The sequence below is a fragment of the Streptomyces sp. NPDC111656 genome (genome assembly GCF_055656965.1).
Window position 1 is genome coordinate 29968 of the sequence record NZ_JBVKCA010000041.1, and the last position, 17141, is coordinate 47108.

19 protein-coding genes are annotated in these 17141 nt (G+C 71.4%); 11 read left to right on the plus strand and 8 right to left on the minus strand.

The genetic code is table 11. The features are described 5' to 3' along the window. Positions 1-26: 26 nt before the first annotated feature. The 3 genes from ACZ7M3_RS50605 to ACZ7M3_RS50615 all read right to left on the minus strand — a co-directional run bounded on the left by ACZ7M3_RS50605 (position 27) and on the right by ACZ7M3_RS50615 (position 3239). Positions 27-773 (minus strand): hypothetical protein, encoded by a 747-nt coding sequence (locus tag ACZ7M3_RS50605; RefSeq protein ID WP_472073299.1) that lies wholly within the window; start codon positions 771-773, stop codon positions 27-29. A gap of 2 nt (positions 774-775) precedes the next feature. After that, complete coding sequence (locus ACZ7M3_RS50610) at positions 776-1261, minus strand: hypothetical protein (RefSeq protein ID WP_472073301.1); 486 nt, start codon at positions 1259-1261, stop codon at positions 776-778. Positions 1262-1784: 523 nt separating this feature from the next. After that, complete coding sequence (locus tag ACZ7M3_RS50615; protein ID WP_472073303.1) at positions 1785-3239, minus strand: DHA2 family efflux MFS transporter permease subunit; 1455 nt, start codon at positions 3237-3239, stop codon at positions 1785-1787. Between the two features lie 284 nt (positions 3240-3523). On the opposite strand from ACZ7M3_RS50615, the gene ACZ7M3_RS50620 reads away from it, so the two are divergent. The 3 genes from ACZ7M3_RS50620 (at position 3524) to ACZ7M3_RS50630 (ending at position 6693) form a co-directional block, all read left to right on the plus strand. Continuing rightward, a complete protein-coding gene (locus tag ACZ7M3_RS50620; protein WP_472073305.1) occupies positions 3524-3982 on the plus strand; it encodes a MarR family winged helix-turn-helix transcriptional regulator in 459 nt (152 codons plus the stop codon). Between the two features lie 116 nt (positions 3983-4098). Beyond that, positions 4099-5979 (plus strand): glycoside hydrolase family 15 protein, encoded by a 1881-nt coding sequence (locus ACZ7M3_RS50625; protein WP_472073307.1) that lies wholly within the window; start codon positions 4099-4101, stop codon positions 5977-5979. 177 nt (positions 5980-6156) lie between these two features. Continuing rightward, positions 6157-6693, plus strand: coding sequence for a hypothetical protein (locus tag ACZ7M3_RS50630; RefSeq protein ID WP_388523328.1), 537 nt, complete (start codon positions 6157-6159; stop codon positions 6691-6693). Between the two features lie 95 nt (positions 6694-6788). Here the strand turns inward: ACZ7M3_RS50630 and ACZ7M3_RS50635 are convergent, their stop codons facing one another. Beyond that, a complete protein-coding gene (locus ACZ7M3_RS50635; RefSeq protein ID WP_472073309.1) occupies positions 6789-7610 on the minus strand; it encodes a maleylpyruvate isomerase family mycothiol-dependent enzyme in 822 nt (273 codons plus the stop codon). A 511-nt stretch (positions 7611-8121) separates the two neighbouring features. On the opposite strand from ACZ7M3_RS50635, the gene ACZ7M3_RS50640 reads away from it, so the two are divergent. The 4 genes from ACZ7M3_RS50640 to ACZ7M3_RS50655 all read left to right on the plus strand — a co-directional run bounded on the left by ACZ7M3_RS50640 (position 8122) and on the right by ACZ7M3_RS50655 (position 10265). Further along, complete coding sequence (locus ACZ7M3_RS50640) at positions 8122-8256, plus strand: hypothetical protein (protein ID WP_472073311.1); 135 nt, start codon at positions 8122-8124, stop codon at positions 8254-8256. Positions 8257-8363: 107 nt separating this feature from the next. Continuing rightward, positions 8364-8837, plus strand: a complete 474-nt coding sequence (locus tag ACZ7M3_RS50645) for a carboxymuconolactone decarboxylase family protein (RefSeq protein ID WP_472073313.1) — start codon at positions 8364-8366, stop codon at positions 8835-8837. A 40-nt stretch (positions 8838-8877) separates the two neighbouring features. Then, the gene (locus ACZ7M3_RS50650; RefSeq protein ID WP_472073315.1) at positions 8878-9261 is read left to right on the plus strand and encodes a DoxX family protein; all 384 of its coding nucleotides are present in this window, start codon (positions 8878-8880) and stop codon (positions 9259-9261) included. A gap of 80 nt (positions 9262-9341) precedes the next feature. Continuing rightward, positions 9342-10265 carry an RNA polymerase sigma-70 factor gene (locus tag ACZ7M3_RS50655; protein WP_472073317.1) on the plus strand — a complete coding sequence of 308 codons (924 nt, stop codon included), beginning with the start codon at positions 9342-9344 and terminating at the stop codon, positions 10263-10265. 151 nt (positions 10266-10416) lie between these two features. On the opposite strand, the gene ACZ7M3_RS50660 is transcribed toward ACZ7M3_RS50655, so the two are convergent. Next, the gene (locus tag ACZ7M3_RS50660; protein ID WP_472073319.1) at positions 10417-11151 is read right to left on the minus strand and encodes a hypothetical protein; all 735 of its coding nucleotides are present in this window, start codon (positions 11149-11151) and stop codon (positions 10417-10419) included. A 108-nt stretch (positions 11152-11259) separates the two neighbouring features. On the opposite strand from ACZ7M3_RS50660, the gene ACZ7M3_RS50665 reads away from it, so the two are divergent. After that, positions 11260-11451: a hypothetical protein gene (locus tag ACZ7M3_RS50665; RefSeq protein ID WP_472073321.1), complete on the plus strand. Its 192-nt coding sequence runs from the start codon at positions 11260-11262 to the stop codon at positions 11449-11451. 381 nt (positions 11452-11832) lie between these two features. Here the strand turns inward: ACZ7M3_RS50665 and ACZ7M3_RS50670 are convergent, their stop codons facing one another. Further along, positions 11833-12342, minus strand: coding sequence for an allene oxide cyclase barrel-like domain-containing protein (locus tag ACZ7M3_RS50670; RefSeq protein WP_472073333.1), 510 nt, complete (start codon positions 12340-12342; stop codon positions 11833-11835). A gap of 563 nt (positions 12343-12905) precedes the next feature. Here ACZ7M3_RS50670 and ACZ7M3_RS50675 point away from each other — a divergent pair. Together ACZ7M3_RS50675 and ACZ7M3_RS50680 are read left to right on the plus strand one after the other, a co-directional pair. Next, on the plus strand, positions 12906-13481 hold the full coding sequence (locus ACZ7M3_RS50675) for a transcriptional regulator (RefSeq protein ID WP_472073323.1): 576 nt from the start codon (positions 12906-12908) through the stop codon (positions 13479-13481). 145 nt (positions 13482-13626) lie between these two features. Beyond that, positions 13627-13797 carry a hypothetical protein gene (locus tag ACZ7M3_RS50680; RefSeq protein ID WP_054229772.1) on the plus strand — a complete coding sequence of 57 codons (171 nt, stop codon included), beginning with the start codon at positions 13627-13629 and terminating at the stop codon, positions 13795-13797. Between the two features lie 328 nt (positions 13798-14125). Here ACZ7M3_RS50680 and ACZ7M3_RS50685 read toward each other — a convergent pair whose 3' ends face one another. After that, positions 14126-14980, minus strand: a complete 855-nt coding sequence (locus ACZ7M3_RS50685; RefSeq protein WP_472073325.1) for an NmrA/HSCARG family protein — start codon at positions 14978-14980, stop codon at positions 14126-14128. A 218-nt stretch (positions 14981-15198) separates the two neighbouring features. Between ACZ7M3_RS50685 and ACZ7M3_RS50690 the strand changes: the two genes are divergently transcribed. Then, complete coding sequence (locus tag ACZ7M3_RS50690; RefSeq protein WP_472073327.1) at positions 15199-16146, plus strand: DUF5996 family protein; 948 nt, start codon at positions 15199-15201, stop codon at positions 16144-16146. Positions 16147-16198: 52 nt separating this feature from the next. On the opposite strand, the gene ACZ7M3_RS50695 is transcribed toward ACZ7M3_RS50690, so the two are convergent. Continuing rightward, positions 16199-16891, minus strand: coding sequence for a TMEM175 family protein (locus tag ACZ7M3_RS50695; protein WP_472073329.1), 693 nt, complete (start codon positions 16889-16891; stop codon positions 16199-16201). Positions 16892-17141: the final 250 nt, after the last annotated feature.

Consider the following 17141-nt stretch of genomic DNA (forward strand, 5'->3'; position numbering starts at 1 on the left):
GTGGAAGGCCATGCCCGTCTCCCATCTCACATGCCTGGCCTGGGCCGGCCCGCTCGTGCGGCCTGGGGCAGGGCGGTCCCCGCGAACGCCACGAAGGCGACACCGCACCCGAGCAGGCCGGTCCGCTCGGGTGCGAGGAGGTCGGCCTCGCTGTCGGAGTACGTGCAGGTGAGGGAGGGCGGAAAGACGGTCCTTTCGATGTCCAGTACGTCGATCCGGATCAGCTTGGTTTCCGGCGGGACCGTCTTGTCGTGCAGGCACTCGTCGTAGAGCTCGGTCCGTGAGAGTTCCATCGCGGGGCCGACGCCGGTCACCCAGATCATGGCGGCCACCAGCGGCGACCAGATCGCACCGGCCCGCACCCAGCGCGAGGCCCGCGACCTCCGCCCGATCAGGATGACGGAGAGGGCCACGACCAGGACCCCGGTGCCTGCCCACATGACCCACGTGCCCAGGGCTGTGGGGTGCGACGGTCCATAGGTCCCCGAGTCGCTCCAGTAGCAGGCGACGTCGGGCGGGAAGGCGTTCACGCGCACGCGCACCAGCGGGAAGTCGTTGTCGAGCGTCTTCTGGCCGCACACCTGCACGGGGTCGGTGAAGGCCAGCCCGTACACCACGGCACCCGCGTATCCGAGCACCGCCACACCCGCGCCGATGACGGCCCAGCGGGTCTGCCGGGACGGACGGCGCCGGGCCGCCCACAGCAGGTACGCAACGGATCCGGCCGTGAACAGGAGGAGACTGATCAGCGGCACGGCGTAGAACGCCAGCATGTTCACGGCCTCCGCGCGCGCTCGTCCGCGGACCGGGCGGAGATGGACCGGGAGGATCGGGAGGATACGGACCGGGCGTATACGGCCAGGGCCGCTGCGCTGACCGTGAGGCCGGCCAGTGCCGGGTTCACGTATCCCGGGACCTCCCGGTCGTAGGTGGTCCCGTCGCTTCGATGGCACACGAAGCGGACCGGTACCCACCAGACGTGGTAGTCGTCGATCCAGTAGTCGCGTTCCTGCACGCCCGTGCGGCACGGCCGGATGGGCGAGGAGTCCGCCCCGCCGTCCTCCGCCTCCAGCGCCGCGCCCGCGACGTACAGCATTCCCCAGGCGTACATCACGGCCGCGCCCGCCGCGACGACGTACGCGAGACCGCGGAGCGAGCGCGCGAGCCCGCCTCTCCAGACGCAGGCCAGTCCCCGGCCCAGGAGCACCACGCCGGAGACGACCGCGACCAGGACGGCCAGCAGACAGAGCAGGAAACTCACGTCATCTCCCCCCGGCCCTCGTCCTCAAGACGTATGTGATCCCGCACCACATGATCCCCTCCCGTCACGGTTCCCCGGGGGCGGGGACGATCAAGGGAGGGCGGGCGGTTGCACGGGCCCCGGTCCGGCGGCCGGCACGCGGCACCGGGCCGCCCGCCGCGGGAGACCGCAGTCCCGTCCCGCCCCGCCCGTTCTTCGTCCGACGCCGGGCCGGCGGCCGGCACGCAGTCAGCCACGGCTGACGGCCCGTCACAACGCCGTGCCCGCAGGCCGGTTGCCCGCACGGCCTGTCCGCCAGGACCACGACGTCCGGACCACGCCGGCCGCCCGGACCGCACCGGTGCCGGTGCCGTACCGGTCGGCCGGTGCCGTACGGCCTGCACCGCGCCGTCCGGGCCCCCTCGCCCGGCGGGCGGGGGGCAGGGTCACGTTGTCTTCAACCTGGCCGCCCAGCCCGCGGTCCGCTGACCGCCCCCGCGAGGCGGAGCCGGCGTGCGGGGGAGAGGGGCGCGTGCCGTACGGGTCAGCGGTCGGCGGCGGGCCGGTGGCCGGCGGCGGGCCGGCGGGCACCGGCCGGTGCGGCGGCCGCGCTGCGGCGGCGCAGCGACAGGCAGACCAGCGCCCCGGCGGCCAGCACGGCCAGCGGCAGGACGGCGGTGGTGTGCAGGGCGGCGGTGAAGGCGGCGGGGTAGGTCCGGCCGGCGGCGAGCCCTGCGGCGAGGCGGCCCTGCAGCAGGGCGCCGACGGCGGCGGCGCCGGCCACGGAGCCGATCTGGCGGACGGTGTTGTTGACGCCGGAGGCGGCGCCGGCGAGGTGCGGCGGGATGGTGCGCATCGCCTCGGCGGACATGGGGGCGATGATGCAGCCCACTCCGAGCCCGGTGACCAGGGTGGCCGGGACGAAGGCGTACCAGGCGGTGGCGGGCGAGGCGGTCAGGGCGATGGCGAGGATGCCGGCGCCGTAGCAGCCGAGCCCGGTGAGCAGGACGTACCTGCCGCCGATGCGGTCGGCCAGGCGGCCCGCGAAGGGGCCGACCGTCATGGACACCAGGGACGAGGGGGCGAGCACCAGGCCGGCCTTGACGGCGCTGAGGTGCAGCACGGACTGCAGGTAGAGGTTGAAGGGCAGGACCAGGCCGAGCATGGCGACGGAGACGAGGCCGACCAGGGCGGTCATCGCGGTGAAGTTGCGGTCGCGCAGCAGCGCGAAGGGAATGAGCGGTTCGCGGTCCTGGCGGCGGCGCTGGTGCAGCACGAAGACGGCGCCCAGCGCGCTCCCGGCGGCGAGCAGCGCCCAGATGCCCGCACCCCACCGGTAGTTCTCGCCCTCCTGCAGGCCGAAGGCGAGGCAGAGCAGGGCGGCGGCGGACAGCAGGAGGCCGGTCAGGTCGAACCGGTGCGCGCGGGCGGGCCGGATGTCGGGCACCACCAGGAAGGTCAGGACGAGCGCGGCCGCCCCGACCGGCACGTTGACCAGGAAGATCCAGCGCCAGTTCGCGGCGGAGACGAGGAAACCGCCCAGGGTGGGCCCGGAGAGGGTGGCCAGCCCGGCGACCATGCCCCACACGCCCATGGCCCTGCCGCGCCGCTCGGCGGGGAAGACGGCGACGACGAGGGTCGTCGTCTGCGGGGTGAGCAGGGCTGCGCCCAGGCCCTGGACGGCCCGGGCGGCGATGAGGGCCGTCGCGGTGGGGGCGAGCCCGCAGGCGACGCTGGCGAGGGTGAAGACCGCAAGGCCGGCCGCGAACAGGTTCCGCGGCCCGTGCAGGTCGCCGAGCCGGCTCGCCGTGATGATCAGGACCGAGAGGGCCAGGGCGTAACCGCTGACCACCCAGAGCGTCCGGTCGAGCGAGGCGTCCAGGCTGTTCATCATGTCCGGGATCGCGATGTTCACGATCGTCAGGTCCAGCAGGGTCATGAAGAACCCGAGCGAGAGGGTCACCAGGACGGCCCACGGGTTTGCTCGCCACGTCCGCACGGTCCGTGCTCCTTCTTCTCCGCCCCGGCGGTGCCCGGGTGCCTGCCAGGACGGTAACCCATCTATTTGGATGCATCAAGATAGATGGATCGAAAAAGATGCATCGCCGGAAGGGGTCCACCGGCCCCTGTCGGTCTCCGTCCGGCGCCGGCCTGGCCCCCGCGGCAGGCGGCGCCCGGCCCCGCGGCAGGCGACCCCCGGCGCCGCGGTCCGCCGCCGCCCGGCCGGTGGCCGACCCCCAACGCATCCACTTAGATGCATCTCTCCTGATGTAATCTGGGGTCATGAACGGAGTCGACCTCTTCCTCCTCGGCCGCACCCTGATGAAGATCGGCGAAACCGCGATGCCGGAACCCGAAGGAGGCACCGCACGCTACGGCGGCAGCACCCGGTCCGTCCTCATCGTCGCCAGCGACCTCGCCACCCACCCCGACAGCGCCGTCGGCGAGATCGCCGCCCGCACCGGCCTGCCCCAGAGCCAGGTCTCCACCGCCGTCGCCCGCCTCAAGGAAGCGGGCGCCGTCATCACCGCCCCCGACCCCGCCGACCGCCGCCGCCTCCTCGTCCGCCAGGCCCCCCATCTCTCCGGCCGCGTCGCCGAGGTCCGGGCCACCACCATCGACGACGCTCTCGCCGCAGCCCTCGGTGACAGCACCCCCGAGCAGCTCGAAGAAGTCACCGACGCCCTCGACGTACTCGCCCGCCACCTCTCCCCGCGCACCCCCGCCCGCCCCCGCCCCTGAACCCCGGGCGCCGCGCCGCCGCAGCCCCCGCCCCACCGCTCCGCAGGCCCACGGGCGCGACAACTCGCTAGCCTGGACACCAGGGGGCGGCTCGGGCGAAGCCCAAGGAGGCTGACGTGGCTGAAGCGACTCCTGAGGCCGGAGCGAAGGACAGCGACCGGACATACGCCGGCCCCCGCGGCACCGGCACCCCCGGCTACCTGCCCATCGCCGAGCACGGCCTGATCGGCGACCTGCGCAGCGCCGCCCTCGTCGGCACGAACGGCACCATCGACTGGTACTGCTGCCCCCGCTTCGACGCGCCCAGCGTCTTCGCCTCGATCCTCGACGCCGAACGGGGCGGATCCTTCGAACTCGCCCCCGACGTCCCCACCCGCACCAAACAGTTCTACTTCCCCGACACCAACGTCCTGATCACCCGCTTCTTCGCGGACGACGGAGTCGGCGAGATCCAGGACTTCATGCCCGTCGTCGACGACTCACGCGAGGCCGACCGCCACCGCCTCATCCGCCGCGTGGTGTGCGTGCGCGGAGCACTCCCGTTCCGCGCCCGCGTCGCCCCCCGCTTCGAGTACGGCACCGCACCCCACACCGTGCACGCCGGGGCCGGCCAGGCGGTCTTCGCCTCCGCGTCGCTGCGCCTCGCCCTGACCTCCACCGTGCCCATCGAGGTCGACGGCCCGGACGTCTGGGCCCTGTTCAAACTGCACGAGGGCGAGACGGCCGTCTTCACCATCGACCAGGTCGGCGGCGACGTGGCACCCCGCTTCTGCGCCGTCGCCGAGGCGGAAAGAGAATTCAACGCGACCGTGCGCTACTGGCGCCGCTGGCTGTCCCAGTCCCGCTACCGCGGCCGCTGGCGGGAAATGGTCCACCGCTCCGCCCTCACCCTCAAACTCCTCACCTACGCCCCCACCGGCGCCATCGTCGCCGCGCCGACCACCAGCCTGCCCGAACAGATCGGCGGCGAACGCAACTGGGACTACCGCTACGTGTGGATCCGCGACGCCGCGTTCTGCGTGTACGCGATGCTCAGACTCGGCTTCACCGACGAGGCCGAAGCCTTCATGGGCTTCGTCACCGAGCACGTCCAGCGCGGCCCCGACGGCCCGTGCGGACCCACCGGCCCCCTGCAGATCATGTACGGCATCGACGGATGCCGTGACCTGCCCGAACGCGAACTGTCCCACCTCGAGGGCTACCGCGGCTCAGCCCCCGTACGCGTCGGCAACGCCGCCGTCGACCAGCTCCAGCTCGACATCTACGGGGCACTCGTCGACTCCCTCTACCTCTACGACAAGTGGGGCAAGCCCATCTCCAGCGCCCACTGGGACAGCATCAGCGAGCTCGTCGACTGGGTGTGCGACCACTGGGATCAGCCCGACGAGGGAGTCTGGGAGACTCGCGGCGGACGCAAGACGTTCCTCTACTCCCGCCTCATGTGCTGGGTGGCGATCGAACGCGCCATGCGGCTGGCCCGGCACCGCGGCCTGCCCGCCGACTTGGTCCGCTGGGGCGCCGTCCGCGACACGATCTACCGGCGGATCATGAGCCACGGCTGGTCCGCCGAACGCCACGCCTTCACCCAGTACGAGGACAGTGACATCCTCGACGCCTCCCTGCTGATGATGCCGCTGGCGAAGTTCATCTCCCCGACCGACCCCAAATGGCTCGCCACCCTCGACGCCCTCGGCGAGGACCTGGTGTCCGACTCCCTGGTCTACCGCTACGACCCCCAGGCCAGCCCCGACGGCCTCCAGGGCGAGGAAGGCACCTTCTCGATCTGCTCCTTCTGGTACGTCGAGGCACTCACCCGCGCGGGCCGCCTGGACGAGGCCCGCCTCGCCTTCGAGAAGATGCTCACCTACGCCAACCACCTCGGCCTCTACGCGGAGGAGATCGGCCACACCGGCGAACAGCGCGGAAACTTCCCCCAGGCCTTCACCCACCTCGCCCTGATCAGCGCCGCCTTCAACCTCGACCGCATGCTCGGCTAGACCGCGCCCGGCCAGGCCCCACCGATCCCGGCTGTGACGCAGCTCCTGTCGCACCGGGGGAGGCCGCCGTACCGTTGTCCGTCCCGCACATCCCCGCCCGGGCGCGCAGTGCCCGCGACCGGATCACCCGCACCGGAACACCCAGGACAGGCGGGCACACGCACAGGACGGTCCACCATGCCCACCGCGCTCTCGCCCGTCATCGCCGCCTCCGCACGCTGGCTGCTGGCGGCCTTCCCCCCGGCCACCGGCCCGCTGAACGAGGCCCTGGCCGAAGCCCAGGCAGGCCATGCGGCCACCATCGCCGCCGCCCTGCGCTACCCCACCGCGCTGGACGCCGAACTGCTGGACCTGCTCGGCCCCGGCGGCTCCGGCCGGCTGGACTTCGTCACCGGCGCCGACGCACCCCCGCTGACGGACGCCACCCACGCCTGGCGCACCCAGGTCGACGAGACCGTCGTCAGCTGGGCGGCCTGCCTGCTGGCCGACGCCGACCTCGCCGCCCTGGCCGCCGCCTGCCTGGCCGCCACCCACCACGGCCCCGACAGCGTGGGCGACGCGCGCCGGCTGACCATCCCCAGCCCGCGCGACCACCGCGCGGCCCCCCTGCTGCGCCACCCGGACTTCCTCGGCCCGATCGCGGACCTCCACCGCGAGACCCTCCTCGGCCTCCTCGGCGCCGCCCCGGCCGTCACCGCCCCCGAGCCCAGGTGACCCCCGGGCCCAGGTGACCACCGGGCCCAGGTGACCACCGGGCCCGTACGACCCGCAGGCAGCCGGCCACCGTCGGGCCGCCCGGCCCGTCGCGCTCAGGGCGCCTTGAACAGAGCCGGGAAACGCGGAGCGAGCCAGGGCTTGCGCCCCCCGACCAGGATGCGGCCCTGAGCGAGGGGGCCCCACTGGCCCTGGCGCCCGAGCGCCATCAGGAGAAACGTGACCGGCTCGATGAGGATGGTGCAGTCCGTACGCCCCGGCAGCCGCTCACCGACCGACACCGCACCCCCGGCCACCCGCACACCGAACCGGCCGCCGCCCCACAGGCGGATCGTGTAGCAGGCGCTCAGCCCGGCCGTGCGGGCCGTGTCGGTCACCCGTGGCATCACCGTCAGGAAGAACGGCAGCGTCAGCCGCACCCGCTCCCGGTCGATCATGTGCGCACGCCCCAGCGCACGGGCGAGATCGTAACCGTGTCCCAGCATGTGCGTGAGCAGATACGACCCCAGCACATCCGGTCCCATCGGGCCCAGCGGAGTGACCACCGTCCCCTCCGCGCTTTGCTCCTCCAGCGCCTTCAGACACACACCGGCCTGCTCCACGATCATCCCGGCCAGCGGCTCGGCCCCGCGCTCACCGAACGCGGCGAGCGACTGCTCGTTGGCGGCGGCGAGACTCTGCGGCGTGCCGTCCCCGTAGCTGCGCGCACGTCCCGCCGCGATGTCCGCCATCAGCTCGTTGGCCAGTGCCAGATGCGCGGCCGCCTCCCCGACGCTCCACTGCGAATCCGGCACCCGGCGTTGCATGCCGGCGCCCGCCCGCAGCAGTGCGGCGATCTCCTCGGCCGTATCCCGTATCGCCGTACCGAGCCCCTCGGGCACCGCACCCCGTACGTCCGGTCCCGCCACTGGTTCCACGCCGCCTCATCCTCACTTCTCGTTCCCTCCACGGATCACCCGGCGTACAGAAGACCAGGTGACAAGGGCAGCGACAAGCCCCTGAACCACGCGGCCGGGACCGGACCCCGCCCGCTCCTGTCCAGCGCCTTTGCCCCCGCCGGGCCCGTCCGCCAGGCCCGTTTGCCAAGCAGGTTCGCCAAGTCCGTGCGCCCGGGCCGTGTTGAGGGGACGCCGGAGGCGGATGGCACCCTCAACCCGCCCACCCCTTCACCCCCGCCCGGCCCCGGGGACCCCTGTCACCGCATCCAACGAACACCACCCGTAAAGGGCACGCATTCGACATGAGAACGTCAGTTCCCTCCTGGTGCATGGCAGGACACCTCCCACCAGCACTCGCTCCCGCTCACCAGAACACGCTTGAGCGCACTCCAGCGAACAGCAGCCCCAGACCCTTACGACCGCACGCCCGGCAACGACACCGCCCGGCATCCCGCTGGAGGCGTCACCGGCTCCGTTGTACCGGTCGGCCGTGCGGCTCGCGGTGCTGATCCCGGCGGTGCCGGCCGCCGTGGCGGTCGCGGCCGCAGGGGTGATGTACCGCCGTCGCCGCCGGGCCGTGGCCGTCCCTGGAGGCTCCGTGCACGGCGAGCGCTTCGGCGGCTGATGGGCACCGGCGGCGGGGAGACGCGGGTCACATGGGGCCATGTCACAGGAGGCCGGGCTACCTCGTCTCAGGGGATGTAGCCACCGACGGCCCCAGAGGAGCACAGCATGGACGCGCGACTGGACTACTTCGCCGGCCCGACCGCCGGAAAGGCCCTCAAGTACTTCATGTCGGCAGGCAAGGCGCTCAAGGACGCGCCGCTGCCGGCCGCGACGCAGGAGCTGGTGGCGCTGCGCGTGAGCCAGATCAACGGATGCGCCGTCTGCATCGACATGCACACCAAGGAGGCCGCCGCTGCCGGCGAGACCTCGGTGCGCCTCAACCTGGTCGCGGCGTGGCGTGAGGCCACGGTCTTCACCGAGGCCGAGCGTGCCGCGCTGGAGTTGGCGGAGGAGGGGACCCGGGTTGCGGATGCGGCCCGTGGGGTCAGCGACGAGGTGTGGGCGCATGCCGCCAAGCACTATGACGAGGACCAGCTCACCGCCCTGGTGGTCCTGGTCTCCTTCATGAACGCGGTGAACCGGCTGAACATCATCACCCAGCAGCCGGCCGGCAACTACCAGGTCGGGCAGTTCCACTGAGAGGCGGAGGGGAGATGCCGGGCAACAGGAGGGTGACCTCATGAACCTCGCACTGTGGATCGGTGCCGGACTGCTGGCCGTGGTGGCCCTGACCGGCGGCATCAGCAAGACGTTCGTGCCCAAGGAGAAACTGGCCGCGGTCCAGGGCGGGGGATGGACCGAAGACGCCGGCGCCGGCTTCGTCAAGACCCTCGGTGTCCTCGAACTCCTGGCCGCGGTGGGCTTGATCCTGCCCGCTGCGGTCGGCATCGCACCGGTTCTGGCGCCGGTGACCGCCGTGTGCTGGGTCTTGCTGATGGCCGGTGCGATGATCACCCACGGCCGGCGCGGCGAATCCCTGTATGTGGTGCTGAACCTGATGTATCTCGTGCTTGCGGCATTCGTGGCATGGGGCCGCCTCGGCCCCGAGTCCTTCAGCGGCTGAGCAGTGCCACAGTGCACCAGGAGATGCCTGCGCCGACGGGCGCGGCCGGATGCGGGGCGTTCGAGGGAAGGAGGTTCGGCGTGAGCAAGGCCGAGGAGTTCGAGGAGCTGCGGCCGCTGCTGTTTTCGATCGCCTACCGGATTCTGGGCAGCGTGGGCGAGGCTGAGGACGCGGTGCAGGAGACATGGCTGCGTTTTGACGGCTCGTCGACCCGGCCCACGTCGGCCAAGGCCTTCCTGTCGGCCGCGGTGACACGGATCTCCATCGACGTGCTGCGCTCCGCACGGGTGCGGCGGGAGGAGTACGTGGGTCCGTGGTTTCCCGAGCCGCTGCTGAGCGATCCGTATCAGGATCCGGCACAGGCGGTGGAGCTGGCCGACTCGGTGTCGATGGCGGCACTGCTGCTGCTGGAGCGGCTCAGCCCGCTGGAGCGGGCGGTGTTCGTGCTGCGGGAGGTCTTCGCCTTCGAGTTCGGCGAGGTCGCCGCGGCGGTGGGGCGTTCGCAGGCGGCATGCCGGCAGCTGCTGGTGCGGGCGCGGCGGCACATGGAGGCCGGGCGGCCGCGGTTCGAAGCGGACCGGCAGGAGCGGCACGAGCTGGCGACACGGTTCTTCGACGCGCTGAAGAGCGGCGATGTGGACGGGCTGCGGGATCTGCTGGCCGCCGACGTGCAACTGGTCGGGGACGGCGGCGGCAAGGCCCCGCAGCTGGCCAAGGCCGTCAGGGGCGCGCAGAACGTGGCCCGGGTGCTGGGCACGGTCTTCCCGTTGATGAGCCGCATCGACGTGACGTTCGAGCCGCACGAGGTCAACGGCCAGCCCGGCGCGATCTTCCGGGACCGGGACGGCAAGGTGCTCCACACCCTGGCCCTGGACGTGCTCGGCGGGCAGATCCAGACCATCCGCACGGTGATCAATCCCGACAAGCTCGGCCACCTCGGGCTGGTCGCCGACGCCTGGGCCGTCGACCGCGAGGTGAAGCAGGCCCGCCGACAGATGAACTGACCCCGGTGCGTGGCGCGGACCGGCTCGTCTTATCCGCCTGAACCGATCACCCCCGTGGCGTGCCCGGATCGGCCCGAACCATGGCGCGCCGCCCCCTGCATGGCACACACGCACCGGCCGCCACTCGCCCGCACATGGCCACGCGGCCCGGTCATTTGAGGATGTTGACGGCCCGGGCGACCACCAGCACCACCGTCACCAAGGAGACCGAGGACTGCAGCATCATCAGCATCTTGGCCCACCGCGACAGCGGCATCACGTCGGTCGGGCTGAAGGCGGTGGAGTTGGTGAACGACAGATACAGGTAGTCCAGGAACGCCGGCTCCCAGTCCGGCGGCGCGGTCTGCGGGCTCTGCATCTGTACGAAGAGGAAGTCGGCGTACTGACTCTGGCCGCGGACCCGCGCCATCGGCCCGCCGCGGTCCCACTCCCAGTACCACAGGGCGAACACGATGACGTTCGTCAGCCAGATACCGCCGCCGGTCAGCAGCAGCGGCCCGGCCTCCGTCGCCGCGGTGCCGTTGACCAGACCCGCCACCAGCCGGACCGCCGACCAGCCGTTGGCCAGACTGATCACACCGGTCAGAGCCAGCCCCCACCACCGCAGCCACCGGGTGCGGGGTTCGACCCGCCGGGGATTCGCCGCGACCAGACCGGCCAGCAGCACCAACTCCAGGGCCGGCAAAGCCCAGTACGGATGGAAGGCGAGCCGGTGCGGCAGCATCCACTGCAGCGCGACCGCCACCAGGATCACCGCGGTCACCGCCCAGCGCGGCTCACCCCGCGTCGCCCGCCGCCACGCGGGCACCACCTCACGCTCACCGCTCTCCAGCAGCCGCTCGATCCGCGCCAGGCGGCTCCCGGCATCACCCGTACCCTCACTCATGGCGACGATTGTCCCCGGCGGAGCCCGCCCCTTCGAACGGGCACCGATACACCTGGCGCCGACGCCGACCAGCCCCACCAGCAGGCATCGACACCAGCACAAGGACACATGTTGCCGCCTCTGACGCACCCCCTCCGGACCAGCACCGACCGCGGCTGCTCCCGGACGGTCACCGCCACCGGGGTCGACGGCACCGCCACCACCCAAGCCCGGCGGCCCGCCGCCGGCACCGGGCACCTCGAAGAACTGGAGAAGGTGTCCCGGGGCGGCATCGCGCACCGGGGCCCGGGAGCGGCATGAACGACCATGAACGACTTCGAGGCGATCGACCAACTGCTCGCGGCCGCCGCCGAACCCGTCCCCCTTCCGCCGGCCGAGCAGCCGTGGGCCCTGTGCGCGGCCCCTTGGTCTCTCGCGCGCCGAACTCGCCCGCGCCCTCGGCGTGAGTCCGTCCACGGTCGCCGGATGGGGATCCGGCCGCGACCCCAGTGGTGAGACCCGCGAGAAGTACGCCTACTTCCTCAAGGGCGCCGACGCGAAGATCAGTACCCGCGACACCACCGCCCCCGACACCACTGCCCCCGAGCCGGCACCCACCGCCTCCGAGCCGGCACCCGCCGACCCGCACCACGAAGAGCAGGTGGACGGGTCAGCCTTCTCATCGGGCGGGGGCAGGGTCAGTCAGCGGTCGAGGTCGATCGTGAAGCGCCTCGTGCCCGGAGCGATCGTGTCGGCGTGGACCGAGCCACGAGCCCGGTCGAATTCCCCGGTGCCGCCGGTGATCCCGTTGTCGAACGAAGGGGGAGGGCCCGGGTTGAGAATGCCGAAGACCATCCCCTGCACGGAGAGCTGGCCGCCCGGGAGGTTGTAGGTCACGACGCACTCCTCCGCTCCGCTGTTGTCGACCCGGGTGGTGGTGCAGGTACCGTCGGTGTCGCCGACCCGGTTGCCGTACTGGTCGAAGAGGTTCGAGCGGAAGACGGTCCGATCGCCCTGGGCGGGGGCGCCGCCGGGGTTGACGGGGAAGCGCGTCTGCTGCGCGAGCCGGCCGATGAGTGTGATGACCCGGTCTCCGCCCTGGGCGTGGGCGGAATCGGTGTCCGTCGCGGCGGCGGCCGCGACAGGGGCGCAGGCGAGAAGGGTAACCAGCGCAGTGGCCGTGCCGCGACAGGCTGCTCTGATGGGGCGCATCGTGTGGCTCCTGAGGTTGATGCTCATGGATGGTCAGGTGACGCATTCATAACCTCGGCTCTGCCGCCGCCCGGAACGTCCCGGCGCGACCCACCGGCAGATCCGACCAATCGGACCAAGGCGGGACGAGAGACGGTCCGCTCGACCGGACGAGTCGCGCGGGCGGGTTGACGCTGGTGCAGCACATCGGCTCCTGGATCTTGCCCGTTCCCCGACGACCCGGCTCCAGCCACCCTCACACCGGCTCCACCGGTCCTACTGGCGCCGACGCCACCAAGCTATTGCCCGCCACCGTCACTACCAACGCCGCACGCATCCCGATCAGGTGAGTAACGAACGACCGCCAACCTGACGAGACATCAGCCCGCTAGACTCCAAACGGGCACTCTGAGCAGCACAAATGGAGAAACGCTGCTGGAGTACTAGAAGAACCATTCCGGACCACTGATGCCGGAATTCACCAAAGCCCACTGCCGCCCCCGGATCCTGTATTCCTGACTCACCCTGAAATACGGGACGATGGGGCCCCGTCAAGTCGGCCACCGGGAAGGCGAGGAAACGAAATGCCGGAAAGCAACAACGATTTCGGCAAATTCGGCGCTCGCGGCATCAAGGGCCACGAGGCCGTGGCCCGGCAACTCGACGCGCTCGCGGGGTTCGTCGCCACCCCGGCCACCGCCCGGCGCGGCCTCCTCGCCCGGCTCCACTGCCTCACCCGCTCGGAGCGTGCCCGCGCCGCGGCCCGGGAGGCCGGTCTGACGGTCACCGACCGGACGCTGAAGGCCTGGCTGGACGGCAGGCGGAGTCCCTCCGGGAAGAACCTGCGGAATATCGAGAGCACGTACCTGCAGGTGCGCCGGCGCAATGTCGCGCGTTACCTGCTCGGCCGTCTCAACCGGGAAGGCCGCGGGACCCGCGTGGAGTTCCACCCGCTCAACCAGTCCCAGGTCACCAGGCCCCACCACCGCGTCGTCGAGTTCCGCACCCTCGACGTCCGTCACCGGGACCGCATCGTCGAGGCCTGGGCCGCCGCCGACGACCAGGCCCTCGACGACGCCTGGATCAACGAGGCCGTCGTGGACCTCAGTCCGCAGTGGGGCCTGTACGGATACGTCACCACCATCGGCTTCGCAGCCTGACCCGCAGGTCCACAGGCCCGCCTGCCGGACGGGTGAAGTGCCGGGAGCGGTACCGCATTCCCGCACCGAAGGATAAGAAACCCATAAATTTCGGGTGCATGGCGGGGTGTTGCCGGGGAACTCGCTGCTTCGGAGGTTGATAACTATGGTTCCCCTGCTTCTCGTTCTTCTGCTTGCCCTGGTTCTCTTCGGTGCCGGTTTCGCGCTGAAGGCTCTGTGGATCGTGGCCGTGATCGTGCTGGCCGTGTGGCTACTCGGTTTCGTCATGCGTTCCGCCGGAACCGGCGGCAGCCGTGGCCGCTGGTACCGCTGGTAGGCAACGGCAGTCCCACCCCCTGATGCGGGGCGGCCCCGGACGTCAACGTCCGGGGCCGCCCCGCCCGCATGTGACTCTTGTGTGAAAATGCCGGCGCCGGTGCGCGGGTGGCGGGGAGCGGGGCAGGAGAACGGCGTGGCCGGGAGGCCCGCTGTGCGCGCCCGGAACCGCGCACCTCCAACACGGCGGACTTCCCGGGCACACCCGGCCGCACGCCTCGGGCAGAGCGTGGATCACCCCGGGCCGGGGCGTTCGAGGCACTGAGAGCTCGACGCCGCGCGCTCGGCACACGGGGGCGCCGCCTTTCAGCGGACCGGCAGGACCGTTGTCATGGGGTCGTTGAGAAGGTGTCTTCGGCCCAGCCGGCGAACGACGTCCAGCGCAGACGGGGAGGGGCGGCGTGCAGCGCCGGCAGGTCGACGCGGTAGCCGGGGCCACGCAGGAACGTCCACATCGCTCGCATGTCGTCGTTGCCGATCTCGTCGAGCTGCACTTCGTGGTGGCGGACGGTCGCACCGACTGCCGTGCCCAACGCGGCTGCCATGGCATCGGGCGTGGGGGCGTCGCCGGCCAGCTCGATGCGCTGCCCGGCGAACGCGTCGGGCGCGGCGAAGACGGCGGCGGCGAACTCGCCCAGGTCGGGGCGTGCCAGTTGCTGCAGCGGACGGTCCGGTGGCAGGGGCAGATCGAGCACCCCCTGGCGGATCCGGTCCTCGCCGCCGAGGGCGTTGTCGAAGAAGTAGGTGGGCCCCAGGATCGTGTAGGGCACCTCGCCTGCGGCCAGTTCCCGCTCGATGACGGCCTTGGTCTCGAAGTGCGGCACGCCCGTGTCCTGGTCGGCACCTGCCACGGAACTGAAGACCAGGTGTGGCACACGAGCAAGACGGGCGGCGGCGAGAATGGTCCGGCCCTGTGCGATCTCGGCGGCCGGCCCCGATTCGAAGGGCGTGGTCATCGCGAACACACCGGCTGCGCCCCGCATGGCTGAGGCCAGGGACTCGCGGTCCATGAGATCCCCGGCCACCACCTCGACGCCGCGCGCGGCCAGGCCGCGGGCCGCAGCGGATCGAGGGTTGCGGACCAGGCCACGGACGGCGGCGCCGCGGGCCAGCAACGCGCTGACGACGGCGCCGCCCTGTCCTCCGGTCGCTCCGAGAACCAGTACCGACTGGTCGACATTCATGAGGAAGCTCCTTTTGGTCGGCCCCGGAGGGCCTCGCCGCGGGTGGGACTGAGCCGCTGGATCACTCCTTGCGATGCGGGCGCACGGCTGCTCGTGGAGCATGCAAGCGTCCCGGTCCGGTGGCCGGTGAGGCGCGCCGGGGGCCTGCCGGGTTGCCTGATTCCTCGGCTGAGGGCAGCGTGGTCGGTGTCGGCCGGTTGTCCCGGGAGGAGGGTGCCGTGGCCGTGATCTCCGATGGGGCGTCGCAGGTGACGTGGCCGCGGCTGCGCGTCGCCGACTGGACCGAGACCCGGGACACACTGCACATGTGGGCCCAGATCGTCGGCAAGATCCGGCTGGCCCACGCGCCCCTGGTCAATCACTGGTGGCAGGTCACCTTCTATGTCAGCCCGTGCGGCCTCACCACGTCGGCGATCCCCTACCGCTCAGGGGTCTTCGACATCGAGTTCGACTTCCTCGACCATCAGCTGCGTATCCGCGGCAGCGACGGCGCCCACCGCAGCGTGGCCCTGGAGCCGAGGCCGGTGGCCGACTTCTACCGCGAGACGATGCGGGCCCTCAGTGAGCTGGGAATCGGGACGAAGATCCAGGCGTCTCCCAACGAGGTGGAGCCGGCGATCCCCTTCGAGGAGGACCAGCGGCACACTTCCTACGACCCGAGGGCCGCACAGCTCTTCTGGCGGCAGTTGCTGCAGGCCAACCGGGCGCTGGGGGAGTTCCGCTCGTACTTCGTCGGCAAGGTGAGCCCAGTGCATTTCTTCTGGGGCGGCATGGACATGGCCTGCACGAGGTTCTCCGGACGGGTGGCGCCGCCGTATCCCGGCAGCGCCCCGAACTGCGGTGACTGGGTGATGGTGGAGGGCTACTCCCGCGAGTTGAGCAGCTGTGGTTTCTGGCCCGGCGGCGGTGAAGAGGGAGCCTTCTACTCGTACGCCTATCCCGAGCCGGATGGCTTCGCCGGCCACCCGGTCACCCCGGCCGACGCGTTCTACAGCTCCGACTTCAGCCAGTTCCTTCTGCCGTACGAGGCGGTGCGCACCGCGGCCGACCCGGACCGGGCACTGGCCGGTTTCCTGCACACGACCTACGAGGCCGCCGCGGAGCACGGCGGCTGGGACCGGGCGGCGCTGGAAGAGGACCCGGACCGGTGGCGGCGGTACCGGTAGAGGGGTGCGGCCGAACGGCTCGTACCCGCCGCTGGACTGCGGCCGTCGGCGGTCACGTCCGGTGTCCACGCCGGCGCTTCGCCGCGGCGATCTCGCCCGAGATGGGAAGCCAGAAGTAGATGATGAAGGCGGCGATCACGGCCACGCCGAGTACGGGAAGCAGGGCGCCGAGCAGGATTGCGGTGGCGAGCCAGACCAGGGCGAGCCGGAAGCGCCGGCCGATGGCTGCCACGCCGGCCGCATCGATGGTGGTGCTGAGCAGGCGGCGGTCACGGCGGACGTGCCTCCAGATGACGTTGAACAAGACGGCCAGGAGTGCGAAGGCGGCGCCGTGGAAGACGACAGCGGTGCGCTGGCCGTGTCCGTCCCGGAACGCCTCGGCCAGCACGGAGGCGGCGAACGGCAGGAGCGCGACGTCCATCAGCAGCATGGTGTTGAGGAAGAGCACCACGCGGTCGGCGCTGCGGATGTGGTCGAACATGATGTGGTGGTTGGCCCATACCTGCCCGATCAGCATGAAGGTGAGGACGTAGGCCAGGTAGGACGGCCAGAGTGCGGCGAGGCCGTGCAGCAAGTGGCGGGTGTCGTGCGGCGGGCGGATCTCCAGGACGAGCAGCGTGATCGCGATGGCGATGACGCCGTCGCTGAACGCGACCACCCGGGCGGGACCGCGCTCCATACCGAACGACGTCGCCCCTTCTCCCGGTCCGTCCGGTCCGTCCGGTCCATGAACAGGTTCTGTCATCGCCCCAGCCTCCGGCACCGCACGCTCCTGCACGCGCAACCAGGGAGCGTTTCCGTTGCTTTGAGTCTCAGCGGCTCTCAACATTCCGGGCATTTCGGCCTGGAAGGTCCGTCACGTCACCAAAGCGTGAGGGCTTCGGCTTGAGGACGGTCTCCCGTTTCTGTCTGCCGCTGGTGCGGCAGGGTTGTGCCACCTGCCCGTCCCCGCCCGGCTTTGCGGCTGAGTGGGGTGGTGCGGGTCTTCCGGTCGG

Excerpts from the sequence above, each read along its gene's own strand:
- ACZ7M3_RS50650 (WP_472073315.1), top strand. The coding sequence starts at position 8,878 with ATGAACCTCGCACTGTGGATCGGTGCCGGACTGCTGGCCGTGGTGGCC.
- ACZ7M3_RS50620 (WP_472073305.1), top strand. The coding sequence starts at position 3,524 with ATGAACGGAGTCGACCTCTTCCTCCTCGGCCGCACCCTGATGAAGATC.
- ACZ7M3_RS50675 (WP_472073323.1), top strand. The coding sequence starts at position 12,906 with ATGCCGGAAAGCAACAACGATTTCGGCAAATTCGGCGCTCGCGGCATC.
- ACZ7M3_RS50660 (WP_472073319.1), bottom strand. The coding sequence starts at position 11,151 with ATGAGTGAGGGTACGGGTGATGCCGGGAGCCGCCTGGCGCGGATCGAG.
- ACZ7M3_RS50695 (WP_472073329.1), bottom strand. The coding sequence starts at position 16,891 with ATGACAGAACCTGTTCATGGACCGGACGGACCGGACGGACCGGGAGAA.
- ACZ7M3_RS50685 (WP_472073325.1), bottom strand. The coding sequence starts at position 14,980 with ATGAATGTCGACCAGTCGGTACTGGTTCTCGGAGCGACCGGAGGACAG.
- ACZ7M3_RS50680 (WP_054229772.1), top strand. The coding sequence starts at position 13,627 with ATGGTTCCCCTGCTTCTCGTTCTTCTGCTTGCCCTGGTTCTCTTCGGT.
- ACZ7M3_RS50665 (WP_472073321.1), top strand. The coding sequence starts at position 11,260 with ATGTTGCCGCCTCTGACGCACCCCCTCCGGACCAGCACCGACCGCGGC.
- ACZ7M3_RS50645 (WP_472073313.1), top strand. The coding sequence starts at position 8,364 with ATGGACGCGCGACTGGACTACTTCGCCGGCCCGACCGCCGGAAAGGCC.
- ACZ7M3_RS50670 (WP_472073333.1), bottom strand. The coding sequence starts at position 12,342 with ATGCGCCCCATCAGAGCAGCCTGTCGCGGCACGGCCACTGCGCTGGTT.
- ACZ7M3_RS50630 (WP_388523328.1), top strand. The coding sequence starts at position 6,157 with ATGCCCACCGCGCTCTCGCCCGTCATCGCCGCCTCCGCACGCTGGCTG.
- ACZ7M3_RS50605 (WP_472073299.1), bottom strand. The coding sequence starts at position 773 with ATGCTGGCGTTCTACGCCGTGCCGCTGATCAGTCTCCTCCTGTTCACG.